This is a genomic window from Desulfovibrio sp. An276 (genome assembly GCF_002159665.1).
In the GTDB taxonomy this organism is placed as follows: domain Bacteria; phylum Desulfobacterota; class Desulfovibrionia; order Desulfovibrionales; family Desulfovibrionaceae; genus Desulfovibrio; species Desulfovibrio faecigallinarum.
The window spans coordinates 191,674-215,381 of sequence record NZ_NFJC01000001.1; the positions used below are offsets into that span (position 1 = coordinate 191,674).

A 23,708-nucleotide genomic window follows, 5' to 3' on the forward strand; every position below is an offset into this window, starting at 1 on the left:
CACAACATGAGCCATGCCGGATACTTCCTCCCCTACCCTTCCTGAAAACGGTCAGGCAATCCTTCTTCTTCGCCACTGCGAGCTTGTCCCGAATCCCGAACACCGCTTTGTGGGACAACGAGACGTGGAGCTCTCGTCATACGGAGAGGCGCACATGACCCGCCTGGCAGAAGAGATTGCCGAAGCCCTGGAAAAAACACCACCCAAGGCCTTTTTCTGTTCGGATTTGCGCAGGGGCATAGCCTGTGCCGACATCCTGCGCAGGGCCTTCAGACCCAGGGGCGGAACCATGCCTGTCATTGCGGATCCCGGCTTTCGGGAAATATCCCTTGGCGCCTGGGAGGGTCTTGCCAAGGAAGAGGTGGAAAAACGCTTTCCAGGAGCCTTGGCAGAGCGCGGGAAGGATTTTGCGAACTACGCACCAGCAGGGGGCGAGAGCCTTGCCATGCTGCAAAGAAGGGCACTCATGGCAATCCTTAGGGCACGCATGCACACGCCAGAAGGCCTTTTCGTGGTTGTGGGGCATTGCGCCTTCAACAGGACCATTCTTGCGGACTACCTTGCCCTGCCATTGGAATGCGCCATGAGTATCCCCCAGCCCTACGGGGCCATGAGCCTTCTTTGGGGAAGATAGAGCGGGGCATCCCCAAAAAGCCCCTGCTGCCTGTCACGGCTTTCATCGCGGCCTTTGCAATCGCGGCTTTCAGGCCCCGTCTTTCAGGAGTGTATTTTCATGTCCATAGTAGAGAGTATTTGCCAGGAACTCCAAAAGAAGAAGAACCTTGCCCTGGTCTCCATTGTAAAGCAGCTTGCCTCTGCACCGAGGCATGCGGGCTCCTGCATGCTGGTTGACGAGGAAGGCCTTGTCGCCGGCACCATTGGCGGAGGCCTTCTGGAGGGTCAGGCCATAGAAAGGGGCATGGAGGTGGCAAAGTCCGGCCGCTCCGAATTCATGGACTTCAGGCTCACTGGCAAGGACGCGGCCTCTGCCGGCATGATCTGCGGGGGCAGCATGCGCCTTTTCCTCGAACCCATACACCCGGAGAGCAGAACCCAAGTGCTCTACCAGCGCCTTGCCATAGCCATGGGCTGCGGGGACGACATGTTTTCCGTGATCCCCGTGCGTGCGCCCGGAAGGCGGGTTTTGTGCCGCAAGAAGGCTGCCACCTGGCCCATCCCCACGGAGATCGCCTGCACCTTAAGGGAAAAGCTCGAGAAGGGGGAGCTGGACGTGCCCCTGGAGATTTCCGATTCCATGGGCCAGAACTTTGTTGTCATCCCCTGGTCAGCACCCTGGAGGCTTGTCCTTGCAGGCGGTGGCCACGTGGCCCAGGCAACTGCAGAGATTGCCGCAAGGGCGGATTTTACTGTCTGTGTCCTGGACGACAGGGAGGAGTTTGCCAATAAAGACCGCTTCCCCATGGCGGCATTGGTGCGCGCTGTTCCGGAGTACAAGGACTGCTTTGCAGGCATGGCCCTGGAAAACAAGACCCTTGTTGTCATCGTGACCAGGGGGCACAGCTATGACAAGGTAGTCCTCGTTCAGGCTTTGAAAAAAAAGCCGGCCTACCTTGGCATGATCGGCTCAAAGCGCAAGATCAGGACCATCTACGACATGCTTTTGAACGAGGAAGGCTTTGCAAAGGAAGACCTTGCACGGGTGACGGCTCCGGTGGGCCTCGACATTGGTGCCGAAACACCTGCAGAAATTGGCATAAGCATCGTGGCTCAGCTTATTGCCGCAAGGGCTGTCCTTGACGGTGGAAGGCATCACCTTGATGCCTCTCTTGCAGGACAGGTGCAGGGTGCAGACAAGGCGCAGGAAGCTGAGGAGAAGGAGAGTTCCGGGCTTTGCGAGAGCGGCGCAGGCTGCGAGACTGCCAGCTAGAAAGACACAAGAATCAAGCAGGGCTGACCCTATCCAGAGAGAGGCATGAGGGGCGGATCCCGCACAAATTCCCGGGCGCGTGAGCAAGGGGCTTGAACCGATTGCAAAATCCGGTTCATGTTTCACGCGTCCGGGACTTTTCTTTTTGGAAATTGGCGTATAGAGTGAAATCCAGTATCAGCCTGAATTCCAATACTGGCAGAATTTGGCCGAATTTGTTGCAGAACCGGTCTTTTTTGTACGGACACGTCCGGTTCGTTTTTCCCCTGTCCACGTCAACCACGGGAGTACTTCATGGCAAACCCTCTCGATATGCAGCGCTCATACGCCATTGTGGGTACGGGCGGCTGCGGCAAGACCTCCCTTGCAGAAATGCTGCTCTTTGATGCCGGCGCCATCACCAGGATGGGCGCCATCGAGGAAGGAACCACCTGCCTCGACTACGAGCCGGAAGAAATCCGCCGCCGCGGTTCCATTCAGCCTGCAGTGGCTTCCTTCCTCTGGAACAAGAACCGCCACTTCCTGCTGGACATTCCCGGAGACGGGAACTTCACCGGAGATCTCGAGTATCTGCTCAAGGGCGTGGACAGCGTTCTCTTTGTCATAGACGCAGTGGACGGCGTGCGTCCCCTGACAAAGCGTTTCTGGAACCATGTGCGCGAGGCAAATCTCCCCACTCTCCTTGTCATAGGCAAGATGGACAGGGATCGTGCAAACTTCTCCATGGCAGTGGAAAGCCTCGCAACTCTTGGCGTGCGCCCTGTTGTTTTGCAGCTGCCCATCATGGAGGGTGCGACCTTTGCAGGCTACGTGGACGTTCTTGCCGGCAAGGCCTACCGCTTTGGCGACAACGGTGCTGTGACAGAATGCCCGATCCCCGAGGCCATGCAGGACGAGGTGACCATCACCCATGACCTTGCTGTGGAAAACATTGCAGAAAGCGATGAGGAGCTCCTTGAAAAGTATCTGGACGAGGGTGCCCTTTCTGCTGAAGAGCTGCACACGGGCCTTCGCAAGGGTGTTTTGACAGAACAGATCTACCCTGTGCTTGTGACTGCTGCCCTTGAGAACAAGGGAGGTTCCGCCCTTCTTTCCACCATCGAGGACCTCTTCCCCTCTCCCCTGGAAAATCCCGGTATCCTGGACGAGGCTGGCGGTACCCACAAGGCCGATCCCGAAGGCCCCCTGGCCTGCTTTGTGTTCAAAAGCGTTGCAGACCCCGTTTCCGGCCAGCTCTATTCGCTTCTTCGCGTGCTCACAGGCACCCTGACCTCCGACGCACAGCTGCTCAACATGACAAGCGGCGAGACGGAGCGCATGGGCGGCCTTTTGAGCATCACCGGCAAGACCACAGTCTCCTGCAAGGACGCCATGGGCCCTGGCAGCATCGTTGCTGTCTCAAAGCTCAAGAATACCAGGACCGGCGACACCCTGGCAGATCCCAAGGCCCCCTTCAAGGTGGCAGTGCCTGCCCTTCCGCCACAGCTCATCACCTTTGCCATTGCTCCCAAGACCCGTGGCGAGGAAGACAAGGTCTTTGCTGCCATACAAAAGCTTCTGGACGACGACATCACCCTGAAGCTTGAGCACGATGAGGAGACAGGCGACATCCTGCTCTCCGGCATGGGCCAGCTGCACATCGAGCTTGCAGTCGAGCGCGCAAAGCGCCGCTTCAAGGTGGACATTGTCCTGAAGACCCCCAAGGTTCCCTACCGCGAGACAGTCAAGGGCAAGGTGCAGGTCCAGGGCCGTCACAAGAAACAGTCCGGTGGCCGCGGCCAGTTCGGCGACTGCTGGATCGAGATGGAGGGACTGCCCAGGGGTTCCGGCTACGTCTTCGAGGATGCCATCGTGGGTGGTGCTATTCCGAAGCAGTACATCCCCGCAGTAGACAAGGGCATTCAGGAAGCTGCAGCCAGAGGCTACATCGCAGGCTATCCTGTGGTGGACTTCAAGGTGCGCCTCTACGACGGCTCCTACCACACCGTGGACTCCTCGGAAATGGCCTTCAAGATCGCTGGCTCCCTGGCCTTCAAAAATGCCATGGAAAAGCTCAAGGCCATATTGCTTGAACCCATTGTCCTCATGACAGTGTCCATCCCGGACGAGAGCATGGGCGATGTCATAGGCGACCTTTCCTCCCGCCGCGGCAAGGTCATTGGCTCAGACTCCCAGGGCGGTGTCACCGAAATCAAGGCCCATGTGCCCATGAGCGAGATCTTGCGCTACGCTTCTGACCTGCGCTCCATGACAGGCGGCCAAGGCTTCTTCACCATGGAATTTGACCACTACGAGGAAGCGCCCCAGCCCGTTGTCGAAAAGGTTGTGGCAGAATACAAGGCTGCCAGGGGCGAATAGTCGTCAAGACCAACAAATATGTTTAAGGTCCGGCCTGGGAGACAGGCCGGACCTTTTTTTCAACAAGAATTGAGCCAGGATACCTATGTACCCGAGACACGCACGAAATACGAAGCAGAAGGCGCAAATCAAGGAAGACGCAAGAGGCAGGCGCGAGTTTTTGCGGGCAGGCCTTGCCCTGGGGCTTTTCGCAGGCATGGGGCATCTGCCCCATGAGGCAGCAGCAAGCACGAAGGACGAGGTGCTTTCCCGCTATGCGGAGCGGCTCTTCTTCCACGAAGAGAACAGAAACGAGCTGCGCCTGCAGGCCCTGCAGGCAAGGGACAGGCGCGGTGTCATCCCCAACAATAACCGTCCCCCGCAAAAGCGCGTCCCGGACTTTTCCCTACCTGCCAATCCCGAAGCAAGAGAGGGTGCCATTCGCAGGGTGGACATTGTGGGAGAAGAGAAGGTCTGTGCACTCACCTTCGACATGTGCGAGCTTGCCACAACGACTACGGGCTTTGACGCGGACATCGTGCTCTGGCTGCAGGACAACAACGTGCCAGCCACATTCTTTGTGGGCGGCAAGTGGATGCGCTCGCACGAGCGACGTGTGCGGGAGATACTGCAGGATCCCTTGTTTGAGCTGGGAAACCACGCCTGGGCCCATGGGAACTTTGCGCTGCTCTCCCCTGAGCGCATGAAGGAAGAGATACTGGATACCCAGTGCCAGTACGAGATTTTGCGGGACAAGGCTTTGAAGGACAGGAAGCGCTTTCGAGTTGGCAACGACTTTCCCCTGCCGGAAGTCTTGAGGTATTTCCGCTTCCCCTACGGCAGATCTTCCGAGGCTGCTCTGAACATATTGGCGGAACTGGGCCTTGAGCCCATACAGTGGGATGTGGTGGCAGAGACTGGAGGCAACAATGCAAGCATAGCTCAGGCAAGGCATGTGATAGGGTCCGTCAAGCCTGGCTCTATTCTCCTCTTCCACGCAAATCTGGTGCCAAGGGGCTCGTTCCAGCTCTTGCGCTATGTGGCTGAGGGATTGAGAAGGCAGGGGTATCGCTTTGTGAGTGTTGGGGAACTTTTGGCCATGGGAAAGCCTGTGCGCGAGAAGGAGGGGTATTTTTTGACGCCCGGGGACAATGCGGCGCTGGATGAGCGATTTGGGGCAGAGGGGACTGGGAGGTAGGCGCGAAGCCAAATTCTGCAAAAAACGGTTTTTGCAAGGTATGAAAAAAGAGGACCTCGAAAGAGATCCTCTTTTTTATGCAATCTTGGGAGGGGCTTTTCAGCCCCTCGCAAAATCTGTCGTGCTCTTTGATGTACTAGAAGGAGTACACGAAGGACACGTTGACGTTCCAAGCGTCGCGGGTTTCGCCGGACGTAGTTGCGCCCATCATCTGGCGACGGATACCTTCGTACTTGGTATCTTCAAGCCACAGAGCCAAGTAGCTGGCGTCCAGCATGATGGTAAAGTTCTCGTACATCTTGTACTCGTTGTGCAGAGAAATTTCCAGAGCGGTATCCTGATCGGTGAGGTACAGGCCCTTGAAACCATAGTCATCGCTATTATTAACAGGGTAACCGGCCACAGTCGCAGCACCCTTGGCCAACTGCCTGAAGATACCATGATCGTTGGTACCGCCAATGAGGTTGACACGGAAGGTGTGCTTCAGGTCTTCGATGAAGGACATATCCCTCACGCGCAGGCCAACGCCCCAGGTACCGGCCATGCTGGGGCCAAGAACTCCTTCACGGGCGATGTAGGGATGACCGTCAAAGGCAAAGTTGGAGAACTGGTTGTCGCCATTGCCCAGGGACAGGTAAGGCAGACGCTCGGAACCGTCGCCGAGGTTGCTGTTGTCACCGGAAGCGTACCAACCAAGGATTCCGGGAATACCCCAATCCATCTTGTACTCAACGAGCAGGGCAGCCATCCAGCCAGCGCGGTTCAGGCGGCTGTCATCCCACTGCACGCCGCCACCCATGAAATCAAAGGCGATGCGGAAGGGATCAAAGTAGGTGATGTCGGCAGTCAGGCCAGCCCACCAAGCTGTGGCGTATTCCTTCAATTCCAAGTTGTTAGCAGTCTGACCACCGGATCCTGCGACACCCCAAGCAGGCAGCAAACCATTCAGCATTTGGGCCTTGCTTGTGCCAAGATTTTCGTAGTTTACAAAGGCATCGGTGGTATGGTCGCCATTACCACGAAATGCATTAGGACCAATGGCTACGATCATACCCCAAGGAGTTACCTTGATGCCGTCAAAGGTCAGCGGAACGGTCAGACCAAAGGCGTCAACATTGTCCATGAAGTTCTGGTTGTGGGAACCATTGTTATCCTTCCAGCCACCATAGTTGTCGTTGTAAGGACGAGCCCAGAAAGCGGTAACACCTACGTTGTCGGTGAACTGATAGGACAAGGTGATGCCCGCCACATCATCCTCGAACACCTGGGACTTCTTCATGGTGAAGGAGGGGATGCTCATGCCCTGGAGACCCATACGAACCTTGAGTTCGGTGTTGGGAACCATCCAGTCGATGTAGGCGCGACGCACTTCAACGATCTGCTTATCGGCACCAAGGGCACCGCCACTCTCGCTTTCACCCCAAGTGGTGTTGCCGATTTCGAAGAACACGGTACCGGAGAGGTTTTCGGAGGCCACAGCATCCAACTGCAAGCGCAGACGCTGCTTGGCTTCGAACTCGTCTTCCTTGCCGTTGTAGCCAGTCTGACCATGGCCACCGGTGAAGTTACCGTTCTGGCCGTAATCGAAGCTCATGACCCACTCGCCCTTGGCCTTGAAGTCAATGGCGTTTGCAGCCGGAGCGGTCGCACCAAACACGAGACCGGCGGCAATCAGAAGCGTAGCAAGCTTTTTCATGACTTTCCTTCCTTAAATGAGGCGCCATATATGGAAAATTGGCACCAAGTTTTGGCAAAATTTCCTGACCTCGGGCGTTGCCCAAAAGATCTAGGTTTGACGGGTTAAGCTGGTTCGCTCACCCTTGTTGGATGCAAGATACTCAGTTCCAACCCGGTATGCAAGTCTTATCGTCAAAAATTTTTTACTCTTTAGCCCTGGAAGAAATTTCTTTGTGAAGCCAAATTCAAGAATTTCAGTAGGTTAACCAAATTCAAAAAATTTTTCTTCAAAGTCAATTTCTCAAGGTTCGAACAAAAAATTTTCCTGCAAATGGGCTTGCAGGGCGATATGGGCTTTTCATGGGCTATGGATGGCCTTCGAAAGCCCAGCAGGAATGGTACAATCTTTTGCATCCACTCCTGCAGACTGTGAGGAAAACCGATTTTTCCTCCGGGTTACCCCGCCTGAATATCTTATCGACCTTCGGGCAAAAATCTTTAACCGGGATCCCGGATTTTTCCTGATCCCTAGGCAAACAAAACTTCAAGTATCTGAAATTGCTAACGTTGTATTTTTTGAACAGTCTGCCCACTCTTTGACAATGGATGCAAATCCCGCATAAGAGAGCACGCCAAGGGAGGGCCCATATATGATCAAGGAACAGTACACAGGCCAGGGAAAGGTTCTGCTGCTCGCAGGAGGCGGCAAGATTTATACGGACATTGCTGCCCGTTTTGTGCGCTCGGAGCGCAGCCTCGAAGACATTGTCGCCTCCGAGTATTCAAAGAAAATCGTCGAGAACATTGTCTCCAGCAACCACGGCGCAGCCCTGGAATTCGACTTCTTCCTCTTCGGCATCGAAGGCTACAGCCGCGTGACCGAAACCCAGCTTGTGCGAAAGCGCATTGCCTCCTATCTCATAAAGTCCGGCCGCGCGGAGCTGGGGGGCAAGCGGACCTTCTCCGTTGTCTACCCCGAATCCGTCGCCAACTTCGCAGCCGAAGTCACCCTGCCGGACGGGCATATGACGCGCCTTACTGGCAGGGAGCTGGCCGCCATCTCCTCCCAGTGGTACGACGCGGGCCTTGAGGCAGGCCTGCCGGAACAGGATCTGCGCTACCTGAAACCTCAGGCCACAGAGTTCAAAGCCATCATCGGCATGAACGCTCACGCACTGCGCGACTGGTTTGCCATCCGCTGCTGCAAGAACGCCCAGGCAGAAATCCGGGATCTGGCAAACAAGATGCTGCGCCTCTGCCGCAAGGCTGCCCCGGATCTTTTCGCAGGCGCAGGCCCCTCCTGTGTCCAGCTTGGCTATTGTCCGGAAAACAGACTCATCAATCCCGCCTGCAAGGGGCGTATCCTCACCAAGGACGAAGCCATGGAGCTTCTCAAAAAGCACAGAAAGGAAGCCTTCGCTCAGCTTGAAAACGACCAAGACTAATCCCTAAGGAAGCTCAAACGGCTCCAGAAAGTACCGGAAATTTCCCAAATACGCAGTACTCCCACTGCGTATTTTTTTGTCGTCCAGCTGCGGGCAATGGGTACGATACAGCGTCTCTCGGGCACAAAAAAGGCCCCTGTGTCCGAAAATCAGGAGACAGGGGCCATACGACTTTTGTTGATTTGCTGGTGGACCCGCCAGGAGTCGAACCTGGAACCAGCCGGTTATGAGCCGGAAGCTCTGCCAATTGAGCTACGGGTCCGCCGAAAAAATCTTCTATGTCCTGTTCCTGTTTTCTGTCAAGACAATTTTTTCGAGCGCAAAACAAGGCTGTCCCCCGAGATTACCTCAAACAAACCCGGGTTTCTCTATGTCACGCCAAAAGTAGAGCGGAGCGCGCAATCTTTTCTCCTTGTGCAAGGCCATGAGCTTTTCTCCCGCCTGTACCGTCAGTCGACCATGCACCCTCGTCATTCGACTCTATGCCTCCAGCAAAGCTTTCTGCGTCAGGTAGCCTTGTCCCAAATATCCTCTTGTGTCATGCCCAGCGTGAACACTACTTTCGAAGTTTGACAAGATAACTGCTCAAAAGTGGTCCCTAACGACAGTTTGAGCATTTGATTCCTCAAACTTGTTGTGCGGTACTGCCATCCTCCCTTTGCCCTCCATTGCTGTTGTGTCCCCATGGGCCCAAGGAGTATGATGAGGCACGCCCATATACTTGCCTTTCCAGGGCGCCTGCCCCCCATGTGCCCCTTTTCCAGGGAGAAGGATTATGCTGCTCTCAAGCGTTCACTTCAGAAACTACGCAACGTTTGACGACCTTGAGCTTGCCTTCAGGCAAGGCATGAACGTCCTCTTCGGCGTGAACGGCACAGGCAAGACCACCATCCTGCGTGCTCTTGCCGATGTGCTGCATGCCCTCCCCTCCCCAAAGGCTCGCAAGGCTATGCTGCAGCCTTCCTTGCAAAAAGCCGGGAGCAGCGACTGCCAGGTAACAGCCACTCTTGAAGGAGCAAGCGGCAGCTGTATTGTCCATTGCTCCGAGCGCGGGATACACGCCACACAGGATGACGGAAGCCAAGACAAGGATGCCATGCCACAGGGTCCGCGCATCGTGTCCATCCTCTCAGGGAAAAGGGATATCCACTTTGCAAGGCTCAAGACCCGTTTTGCGCGTCTGGAAAGTCAGGAGCAACACGAACGGCAAAGGGACAGTACCTACAGGGATCCAATCCTGGAGAGAATACGTGCATCCATTGCGGAAATTGCTCCCGGCCTGCAAAATCTCCATATCAAGAAGGAACGGGTGGGACACCCCTTGTGCGTTGAAAAGAACGGTATGATCCTTGATGTCGCAAGCGAGCTATCCGCAGGAGAAAACTTTCTTGTAGGCCTTTTGGCGCACATAGCACTTGAGCTGGACACTGCTTCCCGTGCAAACCAGGACATGATAGTCCTTCTGGACAATCCGGAAGCAAGTCTGCATCCACTCTGGCAGATGCAGCTCTGCCCCCTTCTCAAAAAGACCTTCCCAAAGGTGCAGTTCATTCTTGCAAGCCTCTCCCCCTTCATGTGGGCCAGCCTGGACAGACGGGAGATAGTGTGGCTCGACTACAACGAAAAGGGCAAGGTCGCGCAAAAGCGGGTTTCCTTTGCCAGGGGAGCAAGCATAGAGAACATACTTGCCTCCTTCTTCCAGGTCCCTGGAGCCGTAGACGAGGCAGCGAGTGAAGTCCACATTATTGAGACGCTGATCGAACAGGGCAATGCCATGGAAGCGCAAAAGGCCATCGAAGCCCTGAGGGAGCGGTTTGGCGAAATCCCTGTTCTTGCCATGCTCGACTTTCGCCTGCAGCTTCTGAACAACTGACGGGCATAGGCATCAGGCGAACACCTCCTGCTACAGCTCAGTCGAAGACAATACGCCCCTTCTGTCATTACAGACATTTGTTACTTACACCAACGAGAAGCTTCCAGTTTCCGTACTCTTGTGGATTTACCGATATCTATCAATTCTTGTAGATCTATTAAGCTGTTTAAGAGATGCAATATACTTTCTTGCTAAGTACTTCGTCTTTATGTTTTCAATAGAAGTCGGCATTTCTCTATATACATCTCTCACAGTACTTATATCCATAGCAGTTGACGCCAAAGATGATAATATACCTTCGCTATTACCTGATATTAAAGAAGAAGCACTAAACACACTTAGTATTACTGATGCAGTACACTTAATAACTGATCAACAAATTTTCAAAAATTCTTTTTATATGTTAACATATCACGCAAAGATTACTCTTTATTTCCTTCTTTACAATCTAGTATTTTATCTATTTCATGAATATAAGCACTTATATAATTATTAAAATCATTATTTTTCTCAAATTTATTATTGTTTAAAGTTTAATATATGATATATTTGCTGGAAATTCTAAATAAATTTTATTATAGACATTTGAAATTTTATTTTTATTTAGTTTTAACAAAATAAGATCATCATGAACTAAAAAATCAGAATATATTTTTTCATCAGTAATAATTTCGTATCCATTTGATCTTGAAATACAATTTGCAAGAAAGCTCATATACAAATAAGCTATATCATAAGAAATTTTAATCCCTTCATCACATTTTCCCCTAATTTGCTTTTAATACAAAATTAAAAAAAATTTTGTGAATATTTTTCTCTAAAAAGTATAAAATTTTGATTGTTTTTATTTTTCCATTTTTCTATAATATTTTCATTGTTTTTTACTGGAAAATATATATTATAAATCTTTGGATCTTCTAAATATTTTTTAATTTCTTCATATGTACGTCTAAATGCACATGCTTTATGTTCATAACTTGGGCTATATCGATCAATTAAATCAGTTTCATCCATAACAATTTGAAATTTTTTACTTAAATACATTTCTTTTTGATCAAGAGAATCTGGCATAATCGGATGAAGTACATCAAAATAAAGCAGTGCAAACTTCAACCAATTTTCATCCATAATTTCAAATCCAGGATAATATCTCATCTCTTTCATTTATCTTTCCCTCCTCATACATTCACAATAATGTACCTTCGACTCGCTCGTTTATAGGAGAAACGGGCCACTGAGGCACTTAAAAGGAGATGAGAGGCCTTATTCTCCCTCTTCCGCCATCCAGCGCTGCCCTCCTCCGTGCCAAGTCTCTTCCATGCGCCCCTGCATATCAAGCATCATGCCCTCTGCCAAATCCTTCCGCACATAGGTAAGGCCACACTTTGGGCAGCGCCAAAGGCGCATGGTGAGCCCCCCGTGGGCGTAGCGTGTGGGCACATCTTCCTGGAAAAGCGCCTTCTCGCAGCGCCCGCAAAGCCACGCGCAGCCTTCCCCTGCCTCAGACTGGGCCCTTGGCTGATTGAGCTTTTCTCCACCTGCTCCTGGCACAAGGGTGCGGTGACACCAGGCGTCAGACACGACATATATGTCCCCAGCCTCGTCCCTATAGTATTCGACCCAGAAGGTCACAGTGCGGGGACGATGACTCGCAAGTCTGTGTCCAGTATCGGGGTTCACAAAAAAGCGCCCTTCTCTCTCAGCCACAAAAATCGTCTCTTCTACATCATTAAGCAAAATCTGCCTTGCCTCCAGGGCAGCCAGACATGCCGCTTCTCTAGCCTTTGAGCCTTCCCCCAAAACGCTCTCATTCTGCCTCACGGGAAACGTCCTTGCAAAGCGCAGACGCACCTTGTGCTCCCCTTGGGGCATCTCTTCCTTGTCAAGCTTCCTCACAAATATGCGCCTTGCCTCAATCCGCCCTGCCCTTCTTTGCGACAGGCTTGTGGCAGGATATGGAGCACCGACCTCCCAGCCTACGGGCAGGATGTCCAGAAGATGCCAGGCAGGCAGCCCCTGGGCTGCGAGGTTTTCCCGACACATGATGCAGCTTGTCATGGCAGGGCCACCCAGCTCCCTTGCCCTCTTCCTTGCCATGACACGGGCTGCCTCAAAGTCGGCACACCACTGATTGCCTCCGTGGCCGCAGCAGGCCGTGGTCTTGCGGGTATGCTTCGGCTCCAGGACTGTGACTCCGCACTTTTTGGCAAGGCTGCGCACAGCCTTCTGCCAGGCCGTATTGTGCCTTGCTGCGCAGGGATCGTGGATGACCAGGGTGTCCGGCACATCTGGCCCAAGCTTCCTGTCCCCCAGATCCATGCCGTCCAGCACTTCCCAAAGCGACGCAGACGCAACCTCGGGGAGATATTCCTTAAAGACATTGAGGCACGTGGGACAGGCGGCAATGATAGTGGGATTTCCAAGGGAAGCGAGCCTCTCCCGCATCTGCTGCACATGCCTTGCAAAATATTCCTTCTCCCCTGCCCAGTGCGCGGGAATGCCACAACAGGAAAGGTAGACGCCAACGCCGCCGCGAAGCCCCTTGCAAAGAAAATCGTACACGTCGGCAACCTGTTTGGGCCTTGCACCCGCAAGCTGACAGCCAGGGAAAAAGACGTATCTTGGGGCATTTTCGCCATTTCCTTCGTGCACAAAGAAGCTTTCGCTTCCTGAAGCCTGTTCCATGTCCTCTAGGGCAAACTCAAAAGCACTCTTTGACATGAAGCCCTGTCTTACAAGCTCTTCCCTCGCTGCCAGACACAAATCCTTCATGGAAAAGCCATCCGGACACAGCTCCTCGCACTGTCCGCACAGGGCACAGCTGTTGATGAGGGTATTGGCCTTGCGTATGCCCTGGGCAATGGAGAGGTTGTTGAAAATCCTGCGCGCAAAGACCTTTGGATAGCCCTGGTATTTTTGCATGTAGGCGCAAGCCCTGACACAGATGTCGCAGCGGCAGTCAAGGCAGCGGGAAGCCTCACGCACTGCCTCTTCCTTCGTGTAGACCCCCTTTGCGGGAGACACTCTGACTGCTTCTTCCATGCCATCCAACTTCATGGCAGGACTTTTTGTCTCCCTTTCCCGTGCTGCAGTAAGCGAGACACCACTTACCATGCGCTCCATGGTGAGAGCGCCCTTGCGCCCCTCTCCTCCTGCACGCGCAGCAGAAAATGTCGCATCTTCCCATCCGCCTGCAACGACCCTGCCGTCAAATCCTTCCTCGTACACAAGACTTGTTGCATTGCACGTATTCCGGGAAATGCCGAATTCCCCGCACGAGGCGTCCACAAAGATCGCTTCGTACGAGGCCACAAGCTCTGTCAAAAGCCCGGCATCAAGACTCTCCACCTTAAGGAAGGCAACCTTTGCGCAAAGCCTCTCCCACTCTGCCGCTGGCCCGTTGGGCGCCTCCCAGTCAAGATTGGGAAACCTCTCTTTCAGCGCATACTCTGGCTCCCCTGTGTGGTACACGTCCACGTCAAAGCCCTTGGCAGCCAGGTCATAGGCGCACACAAGGCCCGCAACTCCAGCACCTACTATAGCCATGCGCTGACTCTTCTTGCGAACGTACGAGCGCTCAAGGGGAGCTTCAACCTCGCGCACTAGGAAGCGCTCAATCTCCCCCACGTTGAGAGGGCCGCCAAGGTTCTCCCTCAGGCACATTGTTTCGCAGGGGTGATCGCAGATGTGGGCAAAAATGCCTGGCAGAGGAAGAGAGCGCTGCACAAGCCTTCTTGCCTCGTGCGCATTGCCCTTCGCAAGACAAGTCATGACAGCGCGGACATCGAGGTTGAAGGGACAGGCCACCTGGCAGCGGGGCGGGTTTTCCTGTGTGCAGCGAGCTTCCAGGGCGTGCATGCCCTTTTGATCAAAAACGATGTCCATACTGTCGTATCTCCAAAAGCTTCGGGCTGTTAAAAAGGGGGGAACGGGTTGTCCCGTTCCCCCCATGGTATACGTTTTGTCTACGCTATGCGAAAGGCACTACTTCGGCATTGCCGCAAGCACCTTCTCGGGATAGGCAGGCAGATGGCGAATGCGTGCGCCGCAGGCATTGTAGATGGCGTTGATGATTGCCGGATGCGGAGCAGTCAGGGGCATTTCGCCCACGCCGGATGCGCCGTAGGGGCCGTCCTTGCGCGGGGTCTCGACATAGATGATCTCCATGTCGTCCGGGATGTCCTTGATGGTGGGGATGCCGGCGCCGGCCATGGTGGCGTGCTTCTTCAGATCCTCGTAGTCCTCGGTGAGGGCCAGGCCCACGCCCTGGGCCATGCCGCCGAAGATCTGGCCGTCCACAACCAGGTAGTTGTTGACCTTGCCGATATCGGTCACGCACACAAGGCGGTCCACAGTGGTCTTGCCGGTCTTCACCTCAACGGACACTTCGGCGAGGAAGAGGCCATACATGTAGCAGCAGAAGGGATCGCCCTTGCCGGTCTCAACGTCGCAGTCCGTGCAGGGGGCAGTCCACTTGCCCTGCTGTTTGGGCTCACGGCCGAGTTCCACCAGTTCCTTGCGGGTGTACCAGCCACCCTCGGGCTTTCTCATGACGTCCACCAGCTGCTCGCAGGCAACGCGGATGGAGTTGCCAACCACCACCTGAGAGCGGGAACCGCCTGCAGGACCGGAGTTGGGGGTCTTGCTGGAATCGTTCATGACAAGCCTGATCTGGCTCTCGTCTATGCCCATGACGCGCAGGGTTTCGTGGGCGGAACCGAGCATGCCGCAGGTGGCACCCTGGCCGTGGTCGCCCCAGGAGGCGCCGATGGTAATGGTGCCGTCGTCGTTCAACTCTGCCCAGGCCTCGGAGGAGTCTGCGCCGTCAAGGCCAGCAGCGTACACGCCAAGGGCAATACCTGTGCCGCATTTCACCTCTGCGGTGCTTCTGGCAGCTGTCCTCTTCTTGGAATCCTCGTAGATGGGACGCATCTTGTCGAACATCTCCGGCAGGGAGAACACTTCCGGCACCTGCTGGGTGGGAGTGGTGTCACCGGGACGGTAGACGTTCACATAGCGGAATTCGAAGGGATCCCAGCCCATCTTGTGGGCCAGTTCGTCCATGCACACTTCGAAGGGGAATTCCACTTCGGGTGCGCCGTAACCGCGGAAGGCAGAGCCCCAGCAGTGGTTGGTGCACACTGTGCGGCCTTCGCCACGGATGTTGGCAATGCCGTAGCCAGCGCCGATGTACTGGGAGCCACGCAGGGTGAGGAGGTCACCGAATTCGGAGTAGGGACCGTGGTCGCAATCCCAGTCGGAGACAAGGCCAGCAATCTTGCCGGTCTTCTTGTTGGCAGCAAGCTTCAGGGTCGTCCAGAAAGGCGAACGCTTGCCGGTGTAGTTTTGCTGCTGCTCGTAGTTGTAGTTCAGGTGCACGGGGCGGCCAGTGGCAAGGGCTGCCACGCCAACCAGGGCTTCCAGGGTGGGGCTGAACTTGTAGCCGAAGGTACCGCCGGCTGTGTTTGCCACCATGACCAGATCCTTGCCGAGCTCAACGCCAAGGCCAGGAGCGATCATGAGGCCGTGCAGATGGATGCCGATGGATTTGGAGTGGATGACAAGCTGGCCCTGTTCGTTGATGTAGGCAAAGCCGCAGTCGGGTTCCAGGGGAAGATGGGGCTGACGCTGGGTGTAGTAGCTTTCCTCCACCCACTCGTTTTCGGGATCGCTGAAGGCAGGCTCGGGATCGTCGCCCTTCACCACATGGGTGATGAAATAGGTGTTGGGGGTGCCGGGATGGATCTCGATGGCGTCGGGAGCCTTGGCAGAAGGAGCGTCCATATATTCGGGCAGAAGCTCGAGATCGACCTTCACCTTCTCTGCTGCTGCGCGGGCGTGCTTTTCCGTATCTGCGCAGACGATTGCCAAAGCGTCACCGTACTGGAAGATCTTGGTGTCGTTCAGGATAGGACGATCCCAGCCATCGCCAAGGTTGGAGGGGAAGGTGATAAGGCCTGTGATGCGGTTTTTGCCCTTCACGTCCTTGTAGGTGAGGACGCGGTACACGCCGGGCATCTTCTCTGCCTCGGAGGTGTCGATATTGAGGATGTTGGCGTGGGAGACCTTGGCCTGGGTGAGGGCAAGGTGCAGGGTGTCCGGGGGCATCTTGAGAGCAAGGTCTGCGCCGTACTCTGCCTGGCCTGTCACCTTGGCAACACCTGTGCGCCTCGGCATGCGAGTGCCCCAGATGCGGCCGTCCTCGGGTTTCTTCCAGGTGATGTCGTCAATGGTCTTTTCGCCGCGCATGATGGCGGCAGCGTCCATGACTGCGTCAACAAGGTGCTTGTAGCCTGTGCAGCGGCAGACGTTGTGGTGCTTCTGGAACCAGTCGCGCACGTCTTCCCTGGTGGGAGAGAGGTTTTCCTGCAGAAGCTGGTAGGCGGAAACGATGAAGCCGGGGGTGCAGAAGCCGCACTGCACTGCGCCATGGTAGATCCAGGCCTGCTGCAGGGGATGCAGGTTGGTGGCCCTGCCAACACCTTCCACTGTGGTGATGGAGGCAAAATCGGGCACGCGGCGCATCTTTGTGATACAGGCGCGGGTCACCTTGCCGTTGAGGATCACGGAGCAGGCACCGCAGGCGCCCTTGCCGCAGCCGATTTTCACGCTTGTGTAGTGCAGCTGATTGCGCAGCACATCCACGAGAAAGTCGTTGTCGTCACAAAGGACGCGGTGTTCGGTGCCATTGACAACGAGAGTTTTGGTAAGCATGCATTCCCTCCCGCCCGGAAAAACCCATGGGATAGGCACGGGGGCCCCGGGTCTGGATACTAAAGGAAAAGGTCTGGGGACCTTGTTGGAAGCGGTTGGCGCCATATTCCCGCAAAAAGCCTTGGCAAATCCCCCCGCAACCCCCAGGCTTCCTTACAAGCCCAATTGCCGGGAGGATGTTTTCAAGAACTACAGGCAGGAATATGGCATGGAGCTCAGCTGCGTGAGAAAACCTCCGTGCCCCATGCGGTGCACGTCGCGAGCCGAGAGAATCTGCCCGGCAAGAAGCCTTGGGACAACGAGATCGAAGATGCTGACCTTGCTGTACATAACCCCTCCCGGAAGTCCCAGGACGGGGATGGTTTTGCCATCCCTTTCAAGGTAGGCCAGCATGAACATGGCTCCCGGATATACGGGCGCCCCGTAGCAGACAACCGAAGCCCCTGTCTTTCGTATGGCGGCAGGGGTCCTGTCGTCCGGGTCCACGGACATGCCGCCTGTGACACAGATGAGGCCACAGCCCTCTGCCGCAAAATCAAGGATTGCGTTTGCGATGACGTTTGCATCATCGCCGCTGAGCTTTTGGCCTGCCACAGGGCAGCCAAGGGAGGCAAAGCGCTCGCGCAGGACAGGACCAAAGCCGTCCCTGATGCGGCCAGCGTATACCTCGGATCCTGTGGTGACTATGCCCACAAGAGGCGAGGCAAAGAGGGTCACGGAAAGAACGGGACGGGTGATGGTGCTCTCCATCCTGCGAAGAAGGTCTTCTTCCACAACCAGGGGTGTTACGCGCGTAGCACCCAGGGCCTGTCCCTGACACACGCGAATGTTGCCGGGAAGTGTCGCGAGTGTCATTTCCCCAAGAGAGTTGAAGTCGAAAAGGAGGTCTTCGTCCACGTTCAAAAGGCCGTCGCACTCGGCCACAAAGTCGATGCGGCCTTCCTTGGGTCCCTTGAGAACAAGGTTTGCACCGCCAACACAGCGCGCTATGCGCCATGCGGCATCCTCCTCGTGCACCATGCCGGGCTCGGGTCTATAGACATAGAGGTGTTCCTTGCCCACATCGAGCAGGACAGGAATGTCCTCTTCTGTCACCACGTGTCCCTTGCGAAACACTGGGCCCTTGTACTGGCCGGGAACGATGCGGGTGATGTCCTGACAGAGGATAGTGCCCACAGCGTCCTGCACGGGTATGGTTTTCATGGAAAAGCTCATCACAACTCCTTTAAGGGAGACAGCCCTGCCCTTGCCTTTCTGGACACGAATTTCAAAAAAACGTGTATTCTCCGGTCAGGAAAAGGCTATGGCTGTTTCCCTTACAAATACATGTGAACACGAAAAAAGACAAACTTTTTTTGAAAAAAAGCCGGAAAAACTGGCCATATTGTTGCTTTTCAAGGCCTTATGCTCCTTGGGGCAAAAGAATCGTGACCATTTGGGAGAGCATAACGGCCTTGCGAAAAAAGCGTGATTATTTCCCCCTTCTCCTTGCCCTTGAAAAGGAAGAGGGATCCATTCCGTCCCAAGGGAAAGCATGGGGATCCCAAAATGATCAGCATAGACCAATTTCCCGAGATTGCAATATCCATGTATTGCGGCATTTTTCGCCTGCAAGGCGAAGCAGCGAAGAGAGCCTTTCCGCTAAGGACAATTGGGTGGGGCACAAAAAAAGGGGTTTTTGCCAAGACACTCTCCTTGGCAAAAACCCCGAAAGGCAGGCGTTTCATCGTGACCTTGCGATCACGCAACGCGCTCACAATGAAACACGGATATTTTGTCTCAAAGCCCTACACAAGAGCCTTCACGGCCTTAAGGACCGCGTCGAAGTCGGGCTGTTCTGTCATTTCGCTCACAACCTGGGTGTAGGCGACCTTGCCGTCCTTCACGATGACAATGGCGCGGCAGAGCAGATCGAGCTCCTTCACGTAAAGGCCGTAAGCTTTACCGAAGCTGCCGTCACGGTAGTCGGAGAGGGTTTCCACTGCCTTAACGTCTGCTGCACCGCACCAGCGGGCCTGGGCAAAGGGAAGGTCGCGGGACACTGCCACGATGGCCACCTTGTCGGAAAGGGCTGCGGCTTCCTTGTTGAAACGCTTCACCTCGAGGTCGCACACAGGTGTGTCGAGGGAGGGCACGCTCACGAGCACAAGCACCTTGCCCTCGTAGTCGGAAAGCTTTTTGGAAGAAAGGTCGTTGGCAGTGAGGGCGAAGTCGGGGGCAGCAGCGCCAACTGCGGGAAGAACGCCCTCAAGATTCATGGCATTGCCGGCAAAGGTAACCTGGGACATTTGTATCTCCTTGAATTTCTCAAACTTACTTGCTGTCTGGATTGGGATGCAACGAGCAACCTGGCAGGCTGCTCACTTTGTAAATAATAATCATTCCTCTTATGAAGTCAAGGGGCAAAAGACGTTTTTTGCCAGGTTTCCTGCCCTATTTCCACACAAGGCAGGACCACTCGCCCTGCACAAATTCTTCCGGTTTTCCAAGGGCAGCATAGGCCTCGGCAACCCGTGCCGCCTGCACGCTCAAAATGCCTGAAAGGATAAGGACGCTCTTTTTGCAGGCCATGATGTCCTGAGCCATGTCAATGAGGGGCTGGGCCAAAATATTGGCAACCACAAGGTCAAAGGTCTTGCCAGCAACCTTTTCTATGCTGCCAAGGCCAAGCTTGAAGCTTTCCGCAGAGATGCCGTTGAGGTCCCTGTTTTCCGTAGCATTGTCCATGGCAAGGGGGTCTATGTCGTAGCCTTCACCCGTAAGCCCATTCATGGCAAGGCCCATGCCGAGCACGCCGGAACCAGTCCCGAGGTCCAGAAAGGTCTGCCCAGAGCGCAGGACACCGGCATCCAGAAGATCTGACAAGGCAGAAAGGCACAGGGCCGTTGTAGCGTGATGACCAGTGCCAAAGGCGGACTTGGGTTCTATGACTATCTCCGTGCGTTCCGGAAAGCTTCCCTTGCCCGCAAGCCAGGGCGGCAAAACCACAAAGCGCTTTCCGCAGGGCACGGGAGTGAAGAAGTCCTTCCAGGCAGTCACCCAATCTTCTACGACCACCCTGTCGCGTTTCAAAGATGCTGCAGGATAGAGGGCCTTCACGGACTGCTCTATATCGTCCACAAGACCAGCATTTTCGCAGTGCACGCGAAAAAGCGTTTCCCCTGTGGCAAGACTCTCCTCTTCCCAGCCAGAGGAGAGCTTAAGACACAAGAGCCCAGTTATCCCTTCGTAGTCCTCTTCCTGTGCCGTAATTTCCAGACGGACAAGTTCCTCGCTCATGCCATACCTCGATACTTGTGATTTCGGGCATTGCGGCAAAGCCCCATGGCAATGGCCGCATGGCCTTTTTGTTTTCCCGAAAAGTGATACAGGCAAGGCCTTGCACTGACAAGGGCTTGCGTGAAGCCAGATCCTGCTCTTTCATGTTGCGTTTTTGCCCAAGCTTGTTTGCCCCAAACAAAAGCAGTACATTGCGATTTCGTGACATTTTGGCGTCAAATCCACGACAAAATCCTGCGCGCATATGGTAGGGAAGGCATGCAATGGCTAAAGAACACTGTCCAAAGGCCGCAAAGGCGGAAATCACCCTCATCTCCATAGTCACTGCCCTCTGTCTTGTGGGCGACTCCTTCCTCTATGTAGCACTCCCCCTGCACTGGGAGTCCGCTGGTCTTGCCACCCTCTTCGAGGTGGGTGTCATCCTTGCTGCCAACAGGCTTGTGCGCATCCCCTTGAACCCTCTCATCACCCTTTTCTACAACAGGGTGTCCTGCCGAACCGGCATCTGGATAGCTACCATCCTTGCCATCATCTCGACTGCTGGCTACGGCCTCTCGCAGGGTCTGTTCCTTTGGCTATGCATGCGCTTTTTGTGGGGCCTTTCCTGGACCTTGCTTCGCCTTGGAACCCTTTTCACCATATTGCGCGTCTCATCGCCCTCCACCCTTGGGTATCTCACAGGCATCAACAATGGCCTCTACCGCCTGGGAAGCCTTGCAGGCATGCTTTTGGGCGGCCTTCTTGCCGACAGCTTCGGCCTGCAGACTACAGCCCTCTTCTTTGCTGCCGTCTCCTGCCTGGCTCCCCTTGTCATGCTCAAGATGCAAAAAAGCGAAGAGCGTACAAGAGGAAACGCCTCCCAAACATCTGCCCTACAGGCTGCAAACCGTGCAGGCTGGAAGGAGATCCTTGCAAAGGGCCCTGCGCTTTGGGTCATGATGACAGCCTTTGTGGTTGCCATGACCTATCAGGGTGTGACAGCATCAACCATCTCCATGCTGCTTGATGCGCACAGCCACGAAAAGCTGGTCATCCTTGGGCTCACCCTTTCGGCAGCCACTCTCTCCGGCGGGCTTCAGGCCATGCGCTGGGTGTGGGAGCCCTTTCTTGCCCCCTTCTTCGGCTCCCTTTCCGACGGGCGCATGGGCCGCTGCAGGCTTAGCGCCATAGCCTTTGCCATAAGTGCAGTGACACTCTTGCCAGGTGCTCTGGACCTTGCCCTTGTGCCCCTCTCCCTGGTCATATTGCTTGTCCTGCTTTCCGGCACACTGCTTACCACAGCAACGGACGCCCTTGGCAACGACGCTGCCCTGCTCTCGGAAAATTCTCGCACCTACCTCTCGGCCTTTGCCCTTTTCACGGACCTTGGCGCAGCTGCAGGCCCCCTCTTTGCCTACACTGTCATTGCCCTTGCAGGCACAGGATTGGCCTGGGTTTTGACAAGCCTCTTTCTGGCAGTCTTTGCAGTGTACTGGTGGACACATCCTGCCCTGCCAGCTCCTGACAAAAGTTTATCGGTGTAGTATCCGGCCCGCTCAATAGCGTATCCCGAAATAGTCCAGCGCCTTTTTGAAGCGATCCTGGGCCGTGAGGCAGGTATCCATGAGATACCCCGGCAAATCGTCCCATTCATTGATCCCGCGGTAGTAGAACCTCTTGAGATCCTCCTCGATGATGAAGGGAACTATGCCAAAGCGCAGGCACTCCTTGAAGAGGATGAGTCTGCCTACGCGCCCGTTGCCGTCCTGGAAGGGATGGATGCGCTCGAAGCGGACGTGAAAGTCCAAAAGCTCCTCGAGCGTTTTAACTCGTGAGGCCTTGTAGCTGACCAAAAGGTCTGCCATCTCCTTTGCCACGCGCTTGGGATGCGTGGTCTCTCTTCCGCCCACCTCGTTCTCTATGAGCTTGTATGCTCCCACTCTAAACCAGCTCTTGCGGCTGTCAGTGGTACCATTTTTCAGCATCGCATGCAGGGAGCGTATGTCTTTCTCGCTCAAGGGACGTTTGGCGTTATCGATTACCCAATCGACACAACGGAAGTGATTCGCAGTTTCAACGACATCATCCACTTTGACCGTTTCTTTGTCGAAACCTATGGTATTGGTCTCGAAGATAAAACGCGTCTGCTCGTGCGTGAGGCGGCTGCCTTCCATGTGGTTTGAATTGTATGTCAAATCGATCTGGACGCGGTGATAGATGCCTCCGGGAAGACGGGCCTCCCTTTCTTCCTGAAGACGTTTCAACAACGTGCGGGGAGCACTCTTACGACGTTTCGGAGGGACTGAATCGGCTGGTATATTCCACGTTTTGCCAGAAAGATACGCTCCGGCTATCCTGCCGGTTGCGCACATGTTTCTGACCGTTCTTTCCGACACACCCCAACGTTTTGCGATTTCCGCAACAGAAACAAAGTTCATGGCTCACCCCACGCAAACAAGCCTACAACAATCTATCGGCAACAAAACAAACTATTGATAAAAAACTTCCAGACATTTCTTGCCGATAGCGGATACTTTTTTTGCCGATAACGTGCATGCAAAAAATGTATATATAATTTTTTTCAAATACTTACAAATGTGTTTACATGTAGTAAGCATAGGAGAGCATCGGCAATAAAACAAGTCAAAATTTACGTATTTTGGCATTTGTTTTGCCGATAATGGGTGTGTCTAAGACATTCAGACGCAAAAAGCCTATTGGCCGCTTGCCTGACTTCCTGCCTGCCCTGTCCCGTTCACATCCTTTTTGGCCTTCTCCCTCTCGTGCGCCTCGCAGGCAGCCTCGTCCACGGTAAGAGACATGATCTCCTTCCCCTGCCCGTCCTCGTAGACATAGGTATAGAAGACACCGTACTGCATGTAGTCGCGCATCTCGGGCACGCTGCAGGTCCTCTCGACCACAGGCTCTGTATCGAGCGCTGCAGCACCGTTCTCAAGGACATAGTGGTAGGTCATGGAGGGCCCTTCCCCCACATCAACCCTTTTCAGGACAATGCCCGGCTGCAATGTCTTTGGCGCATCCTTGTTGAGCAGATCCGCTGCTTGCGCAAAGCGTTTTGCAATCTCCACCTTCAGATCGCGAAAGCTCTCCTCAAGGCCTGCCTGCAGCGGCACCTGCGAGACCTTCTTTTCCTCGCGCGCCTGCCAGGCCCAGACAAGAGCGCAAACAAGCAGGCAGACGACCACAAGACCAATGAACGCGTGCTTTTTGTTCATGCCTTTCTTCCTCAAAGTGTGAAAAAGGCCCCGTCCCAAGGCTCCCCCGGCAAGGGGCAAGCTTCAGGAACAAGACCCAGGC

Annotated in this window: 18 protein-coding genes and 1 tRNA gene; 8 read left to right on the forward strand and 11 right to left on the reverse strand. The window is 54.7% G+C overall.

Annotated features, from left to right (window positions below; genetic code table 11):
- Positions 1–13 precede the first annotated feature (13 nt).
- From B5F76_RS00880 to B5F76_RS00895, 4 genes are all read left to right on the forward strand, one after another.
- A complete protein-coding gene (locus B5F76_RS00880) occupies positions 14–634 on the forward strand; it encodes a histidine phosphatase family protein (RefSeq protein WP_087349728.1) in 621 nt (206 codons plus the stop codon).
- Between the two features lie 99 nt (positions 635–733).
- A complete protein-coding gene (locus B5F76_RS00885) occupies positions 734–1,888 on the forward strand; it encodes an XdhC family protein (protein ID WP_087349730.1) in 1,155 nt (384 codons plus the stop codon).
- Between the two features lie 294 nt (positions 1,889–2,182).
- A complete protein-coding gene (locus B5F76_RS00890) occupies positions 2,183–4,246 on the forward strand; it encodes an elongation factor G (protein WP_087349732.1) in 2,064 nt (687 codons plus the stop codon).
- A gap of 85 nt (positions 4,247–4,331) precedes the next feature.
- Entirely contained in the window at positions 4,332–5,423 is a 1,092-nt protein-coding gene (locus B5F76_RS00895) for a polysaccharide deacetylase family protein (protein ID WP_087349734.1), read from the forward strand.
- Between the two features lie 136 nt (positions 5,424–5,559).
- Here the strand turns inward: B5F76_RS00895 and B5F76_RS00900 are convergent, their stop codons facing one another.
- Positions 5,560–7,119 carry an outer membrane homotrimeric porin gene (locus tag B5F76_RS00900; protein ID WP_162608610.1) on the reverse strand — a complete coding sequence of 520 codons (1,560 nt, stop codon included), beginning with the start codon at positions 7,117–7,119 and terminating at the stop codon, positions 5,560–5,562.
- 631 nt (positions 7,120–7,750) lie between these two features.
- On the opposite strand from B5F76_RS00900, the gene thyX reads away from it, so the two are divergent.
- Complete coding sequence (thyX, locus tag B5F76_RS00910; RefSeq protein WP_087349738.1) at positions 7,751–8,545, forward strand: FAD-dependent thymidylate synthase; 795 nt, start codon at positions 7,751–7,753, stop codon at positions 8,543–8,545.
- 186 nt (positions 8,546–8,731) lie between these two features.
- On the opposite strand, the gene B5F76_RS00915 is transcribed toward thyX, so the two are convergent.
- A tRNA-Ile gene (locus tag B5F76_RS00915) sits at positions 8,732–8,807 on the reverse strand.
- A gap of 513 nt (positions 8,808–9,320) precedes the next feature.
- Here B5F76_RS00915 and B5F76_RS00925 point away from each other — a divergent pair.
- Positions 9,321–10,418 (forward strand): AAA family ATPase, encoded by a 1,098-nt coding sequence (locus B5F76_RS00925; RefSeq protein ID WP_087349742.1) that lies wholly within the window; start codon positions 9,321–9,323, stop codon positions 10,416–10,418.
- A gap of 526 nt (positions 10,419–10,944) precedes the next feature.
- On the opposite strand, the gene B5F76_RS14705 is transcribed toward B5F76_RS00925, so the two are convergent.
- From B5F76_RS14705 to B5F76_RS00945, 5 genes are all read right to left on the reverse strand, one after another.
- The gene (locus B5F76_RS14705) at positions 10,945–11,133 is read right to left on the reverse strand and encodes a hypothetical protein (RefSeq protein ID WP_162608611.1); all 189 of its coding nucleotides are present in this window, start codon (positions 11,131–11,133) and stop codon (positions 10,945–10,947) included.
- Positions 11,134–11,207: 74 nt separating this feature from the next.
- Complete coding sequence (locus B5F76_RS00930; protein ID WP_087349744.1) at positions 11,208–11,582, reverse strand: hypothetical protein; 375 nt, start codon at positions 11,580–11,582, stop codon at positions 11,208–11,210.
- Between the two features lie 99 nt (positions 11,583–11,681).
- A complete protein-coding gene (locus B5F76_RS00935; RefSeq protein ID WP_162608612.1) occupies positions 11,682–14,303 on the reverse strand; it encodes a pyridine nucleotide-disulfide oxidoreductase/dicluster-binding protein in 2,622 nt (873 codons plus the stop codon).
- A gap of 99 nt (positions 14,304–14,402) precedes the next feature.
- Entirely contained in the window at positions 14,403–17,132 is a 2,730-nt protein-coding gene (locus B5F76_RS00940; protein WP_087349748.1) for a molybdopterin-dependent aldehyde oxidoreductase, read from the reverse strand.
- Positions 17,133–17,321: 189 nt separating this feature from the next.
- Positions 17,322–18,335, reverse strand: a complete 1,014-nt coding sequence (locus tag B5F76_RS00945) for a molybdopterin-binding protein (protein ID WP_087350225.1) — start codon at positions 18,333–18,335, stop codon at positions 17,322–17,324.
- On the opposite strand from B5F76_RS00945, the gene B5F76_RS14390 reads away from it, so the two are divergent.
- Positions 18,334–18,603: a hypothetical protein gene (locus tag B5F76_RS14390; protein ID WP_144268352.1), complete on the forward strand. Its 270-nt coding sequence runs from the start codon at positions 18,334–18,336 to the stop codon at positions 18,601–18,603. The genes B5F76_RS00945 and B5F76_RS14390 overlap by 2 nt on opposite strands.
- A 316-nt stretch (positions 18,604–18,919) precedes the next feature.
- Here the strand turns inward: B5F76_RS14390 and tpx are convergent, their stop codons facing one another.
- A complete protein-coding gene (gene tpx, locus B5F76_RS00950) occupies positions 18,920–19,420 on the reverse strand; it encodes a thiol peroxidase (protein ID WP_087349750.1) in 501 nt (166 codons plus the stop codon).
- A gap of 145 nt (positions 19,421–19,565) precedes the next feature.
- Entirely contained in the window at positions 19,566–20,411 is an 846-nt protein-coding gene (locus B5F76_RS00955; RefSeq protein ID WP_087349752.1) for a 50S ribosomal protein L11 methyltransferase, read from the reverse strand.
- 263 nt (positions 20,412–20,674) lie between these two features.
- On the opposite strand from B5F76_RS00955, the gene B5F76_RS00960 reads away from it, so the two are divergent.
- Positions 20,675–21,934 carry an MFS transporter gene (locus tag B5F76_RS00960; RefSeq protein WP_087349755.1) on the forward strand — a complete coding sequence of 420 codons (1,260 nt, stop codon included), beginning with the start codon at positions 20,675–20,677 and terminating at the stop codon, positions 21,932–21,934.
- Positions 21,935–21,946: 12 nt separating this feature from the next.
- On the opposite strand, the gene B5F76_RS00965 is transcribed toward B5F76_RS00960, so the two are convergent.
- Together B5F76_RS00965 and B5F76_RS00970 are read right to left on the reverse strand one after the other, a co-directional pair.
- The gene (locus tag B5F76_RS00965; protein WP_204218284.1) at positions 21,947–22,585 is read right to left on the reverse strand and encodes a Fic family protein; all 639 of its coding nucleotides are present in this window, start codon (positions 22,583–22,585) and stop codon (positions 21,947–21,949) included.
- Between the two features lie 519 nt (positions 22,586–23,104).
- Positions 23,105–23,626 (reverse strand): hypothetical protein, encoded by a 522-nt coding sequence (locus B5F76_RS00970; protein ID WP_087349758.1) that lies wholly within the window; start codon positions 23,624–23,626, stop codon positions 23,105–23,107.
- Positions 23,627–23,708 lie beyond the last annotated feature (82 nt).

What these genes read in the sequence shown, in the direction of transcription:
- B5F76_RS00940 (WP_087349748.1), bottom strand. Translation starts at nt 17,132, where the DNA reads ATGCTTACCAAAACTCTCGTTGTCAATGGCACCGAACACCGCGTCCTT.
- B5F76_RS00955 (WP_087349752.1), bottom strand. Translation starts at nt 20,411, where the DNA reads ATGAGCGAGGAACTTGTCCGTCTGGAAATTACGGCACAGGAAGAGGAC.
- B5F76_RS00945 (WP_087350225.1), bottom strand. Translation starts at nt 18,335, where the DNA reads ATGAAAACCATACCCGTGCAGGACGCTGTGGGCACTATCCTCTGTCAG.
- B5F76_RS00900 (WP_162608610.1), bottom strand. Translation starts at nt 7,119, where the DNA reads ATGAAAAAGCTTGCTACGCTTCTGATTGCCGCCGGTCTCGTGTTTGGT.
- B5F76_RS14390 (WP_144268352.1), top strand. Translation starts at nt 18,334, where the DNA reads ATGGAAAAGCTCATCACAACTCCTTTAAGGGAGACAGCCCTGCCCTTG.
- thyX (WP_087349738.1), top strand. Translation starts at nt 7,751, where the DNA reads ATGATCAAGGAACAGTACACAGGCCAGGGAAAGGTTCTGCTGCTCGCA.
- tpx (WP_087349750.1), bottom strand. Translation starts at nt 19,420, where the DNA reads ATGTCCCAGGTTACCTTTGCCGGCAATGCCATGAATCTTGAGGGCGTT.
- B5F76_RS00890 (WP_087349732.1), top strand. Translation starts at nt 2,183, where the DNA reads ATGGCAAACCCTCTCGATATGCAGCGCTCATACGCCATTGTGGGTACG.
- B5F76_RS00885 (WP_087349730.1), top strand. Translation starts at nt 734, where the DNA reads ATGTCCATAGTAGAGAGTATTTGCCAGGAACTCCAAAAGAAGAAGAAC.
- B5F76_RS00895 (WP_087349734.1), top strand. Translation starts at nt 4,332, where the DNA reads ATGTACCCGAGACACGCACGAAATACGAAGCAGAAGGCGCAAATCAAG.
- B5F76_RS00880 (WP_087349728.1), top strand. Translation starts at nt 14, where the DNA reads ATGCCGGATACTTCCTCCCCTACCCTTCCTGAAAACGGTCAGGCAATC.
- B5F76_RS14705 (WP_162608611.1), bottom strand. Translation starts at nt 11,133, where the DNA reads ATGAGCTTTCTTGCAAATTGTATTTCAAGATCAAATGGATACGAAATT.
- B5F76_RS00930 (WP_087349744.1), bottom strand. Translation starts at nt 11,582, where the DNA reads ATGAAAGAGATGAGATATTATCCTGGATTTGAAATTATGGATGAAAAT.
- B5F76_RS00935 (WP_162608612.1), bottom strand. Translation starts at nt 14,303, where the DNA reads ATGGACATCGTTTTTGATCAAAAGGGCATGCACGCCCTGGAAGCTCGC.
- B5F76_RS00970 (WP_087349758.1), bottom strand. Translation starts at nt 23,626, where the DNA reads ATGAACAAAAAGCACGCGTTCATTGGTCTTGTGGTCGTCTGCCTGCTT.
- B5F76_RS00960 (WP_087349755.1), top strand. Translation starts at nt 20,675, where the DNA reads ATGGCTAAAGAACACTGTCCAAAGGCCGCAAAGGCGGAAATCACCCTC.
- B5F76_RS00925 (WP_087349742.1), top strand. Translation starts at nt 9,321, where the DNA reads ATGCTGCTCTCAAGCGTTCACTTCAGAAACTACGCAACGTTTGACGAC.